Source organism: Flavobacterium sp. (assembly GCF_043722275.1).
Lineage (GTDB): Bacteria > Bacteroidota > Bacteroidia > Flavobacteriales > Flavobacteriaceae > Flavobacterium.
Map to the genome: position 1 here is coordinate 1 of NZ_JAYSPC010000094.1, position 2,095 is coordinate 2,095.

A 2,095-nucleotide genomic window follows, 5' to 3' on the forward strand; every position below is an offset into this window, starting at 1 on the left:
TTTCAACCAAACTTCCCTAACTTTTTCAACATCGCTACAAGGCATATTCCAAAATCTAACTCTCCTCAAAATAAGCTGATTTTTTTCGTATTGAAAAAACACAAATAAAAATTTACGCTCTAACTTGTTCTTAATTTCCGACTCTTCCCAACCCTCTTCAATCAGCTCTTCATAGCTAAAAGTTGGAAAAGATATATCTTCTTTAGGTAAATTGTTTTCTTTAAGCCTTACTGTTTTAACGACAACATCTGCCTTGTCAAACTCTTCAATATATTCTTCAATTTTTTTATTTTTTGGCACATTAAATATTGACTTAACTATTTCATTTGCGATTTTAGAATGATAATTTTTAATTTTAGGATTGATACTATTTAAACTAAATTTTGTTACCAATTGCGCGTCAGTCAGACCCATTAAATTTGAAAACTTGTCTAAAACGACATCCTCAATTGTGTGTTTCTTACCAATAGCTGCCGTAGAAATTAACTTGCCGTAAACCGAAGCTGGCTCATTGGCAATTGAGGCAATAACATGATTCAAGTATCCTTGCTTCAGTGAATAAGCTCTTTGTTTCGCCCATTCACTGCTATTTGGTTGTTTCCTTAAACTGCCGCCTTTGCTACCTTTCGTGCAAGCTCCCAAATAGAAAGTATCTCCCTCAGAAAGCTCATGCGCTTTGCCATCAGTAATCTTCTTTTTTATTAGCTCCCAGTCTTTTTTAATTATTTCCAAATCCGCTTCAGGATATTTCCAGTCTCCGACAAGTTTTATTATGGAGGCTAATTGGTCGGTATTTTTTTGATATAAATAGAAAATAAGTAGCAGATGTGCATTTTTTCCAATTAAAAAATCGTCTTCAAAATTTTTATTCAGTGCATCAAAAAAATTAATGATATTTAGAACTAGTCTTTCTTTAGCCCTAAAGTGTTTATTTTTAAGTTGCTTAAGGCCGCTAGACTTCAGCTCTAGTCCAGCACTCTTAAAATCAGCTTCGGAACTAGAATTAGGTTTGTATTTAAAATACAACTCTTCTATAACTTTTCCCAATTGCCCTTTATCGTTACTAGATAGGCCTAGCTTCGGGATTTCATCTTTAAATTCTAATGAAACTGATTTTCCAATAAGCAATTTAGCGAATTCGATAATTGACTCTTTGCTATCTGCGTTATATGGGGTACTCATTCTTGAATTTTCTGCTTTAAAGCAATTCCGATTTTTTCAATCACACCTACTACCAAGGCATTACCCATAAAAAACGCTCTTTTAGCATCAGAAATTCCTGTCTGTTTTGTATGATTATCAGGGAACATATTTAATCTCTCCAACTCTACAGGTGACAGCCTTCTAAGTCCTTTGGGTGTTTCAATCACATGCTTAAATCTCGATGGTGATGGCCCGCCTTCCCCAGTAATAATAGTTCTCGCAGGCTTGTAAAGTGAGTCAGGGAAGCACATTCCACCCTCGGTATAGTGGTATTCAAAACCTTGCGTGCTTATTCGCATTTCTTTCTTCGACCCCTTAAGATAAACCCATTTATCAAGCGCTTTTTTATCAATGTAAAACTCTTCTGTTACTTCACCATTCTGAATAATGTCATTGAGTATGTTATACGTACCCTCATAATTTGGCGTTGTTTTGAATGTTGTGACTCTGCCGTTTATCATAAGACCCGCGTTTTCAAACACTCCTGTTATTTTATTTTTATTAAAATTTTCAGAAATTTCAACCACATCACCTTTTAATTCAAATTCATTCGGAAACATTGCACTTTTAGCCGTAACGGGAAAAGCACTTGCAAACGTACCTTTTTGCAGCAGCCATTCACTTATAGTCGATTTTTTAATTGATTCGCAAATAGCTGTCGTATGATGATAGGCAGCAATAAAAACTCTTCTCCGTCTTTGCGGCATACCAAAATCAGCTGCATTTATTACACGCCACTCAACTACATAACCCAATTCATTTAGGCTTTGCAATATAATTGCAAAATCTCGCCCACGTTGCCCCGAGGGCGAAATTAAAAGTCGATCAACATTTTCTAAAATAAGATATTTAGGTTTATTAACTATTTCATTCAAAATCTTATGAATTGACC

At 34.9% G+C, this 2,095-nt stretch carries 2 protein-coding genes; both read right to left on the reverse strand.

Annotation, left to right across the window (positions count from 1 at the left end; all coding sequences use genetic code 11):
- Nucleotides 1–1,182: Sau3AI family type II restriction endonuclease (locus ACHZDT_RS11840; protein ID WP_394774834.1), on the reverse strand; the 1,182-nt coding region annotated here is incomplete at its 3' end.
- Nucleotides 1,179–2,095 (reverse strand): DNA (cytosine-5-)-methyltransferase (dcm, locus tag ACHZDT_RS11845; RefSeq protein WP_394774835.1); only part of this gene is annotated, 917 nt, incomplete at its 5' end. The genes dcm and ACHZDT_RS11840, both read right to left, overlap by 4 nt.